The sequence below is a fragment of the Bacillus sp. GMs2/2 genome (genome assembly GCF_050172095.1).
In the GTDB taxonomy this organism is placed as follows: domain Bacteria; phylum Bacillota; class Bacilli; order Bacillales; family Bacillaceae_G; genus Bacillus_A; species Bacillus_A cereus.
In genome coordinates this window covers 1-1,324 of record NZ_JBNLYE010000681.1, presented here as the reverse complement: position 1 = coordinate 1,324, position 1,324 = coordinate 1, and the positions used below count along the sequence as shown (strand labels likewise).

Sequence of the window (1,324 nt, the reverse complement as noted above, 5' to 3'; positions counted from 1 at the left end):
TAAGAAAGAAGAGTTGCTATAACGTACTTTCATAACAACAATATGTGTAAATTTCTCTTTACTAAAGATTTCTGTTTTGCCAAGAGATACATATAAATTATGAAAAATGATTTCTAAGGAGATATGAGATGAAAGCTGTAACCTATCAAGGACCAAACCAAGTACAAGTTAAACAAGTTGATGATGCAAAGTTAGAGAAAAAAGATGATATTATTGTAAGGATTACTTCAACCGCTATTTGCGGTTCTGATTTACATTTATATCAAGGTAACATGCCCTTACCTCAAGGATACATTATCGGCCATGAACCAATGGGAATCGTTGAAGAAGTCGGGCCAGATGTCACTAAAGTGAAAAAAGGCGATCGTGTTGTCATCCCCTTCAACGTTTCTTGTGGACATTGTTTCTATTGCCAACATGAAATGGAAAGTCAATGTGATAACTCAAACCCTCATTACGATTCTGGTGGATACTTTGGTTATACGGAGAAATTTGGTAATCATCCAGGCGGACAAGCAGAATATTTGAAAGTTCCATTTGGAAATTTTACTCCATTTGTTATACCGGAATCATGCGAGCTTGAAGATGAATCCCTACTATTTTTATCAGATGTTTTACCTACAGCCTATTGGAGTGTAATAAATGCAGGCGTTAAGCCAGGTGATACTGTTATCGTCCTTGGTTGTGGACCTGTTGGATTAATGACACAAAAATTTGCTTGGATGCAAGGCGCTAAACGTGTAATTGCAGTGGATTACTTAGATTATCGGATGAATTATGCAAAAAAGATTAATAACGTTGAGGTATTTGAGTTTACAAAGTTCCCTGATATGGGAGAACATTTAAAGGAAATCACACATGGCGGCGCCGATGTAGTCATTGATTGCGTAGGCATGGATGGAAAAAAATCACCACTAGAATTTCTAGAACAAAAATTGAAATTACAAGGTGGAACTCTCGGCCCTATTCAAATTGCTACGAAAGCCGTAAGAAAATATGGAACGGTTCAAATGACTGGTGTTTATGGTGGCAATTATAATGCATTCCCACTCGGGGCATTTTGGGTTAGAAATATTAATCTTAAAATGGGACAAGCACCTGTTATTCATTTTATGCCAGAACTATTTGAAAAAATAATAAACAAAGAATTCGATCCAAAGGAAATTATTACACACAAAATCCCCCTTGAAGAAGCAAGCTACGGTTATCAAATTTTTAATAATCGTGAAGATGATTGTATAAAAGTCATTTTGAAACCTTGAAGATACAATTTGTTATTCTTTATAAAAAGGTAAGATTGCACTCCATAATCTTATCTTTTTTT

The 1,324-nt window shown here is 35.2% G+C and carries 1 protein-coding gene; it reads left to right on the top strand.

Annotation, left to right across the window (positions count from 1 at the left end; all coding sequences use genetic code 11):
* The first annotated feature begins 128 nt into the window (after nucleotides 1-128).
* Nucleotides 129-1,262 carry a zinc-dependent alcohol dehydrogenase gene (locus tag ACQGS6_RS28640; RefSeq protein WP_000649091.1) on the top strand — a complete coding sequence of 378 codons (1,134 nt, stop codon included), beginning with the start codon at nucleotides 129-131 and terminating at the stop codon, nucleotides 1,260-1,262.
* Nucleotides 1,263-1,324: the final 62 nt, after the last annotated feature.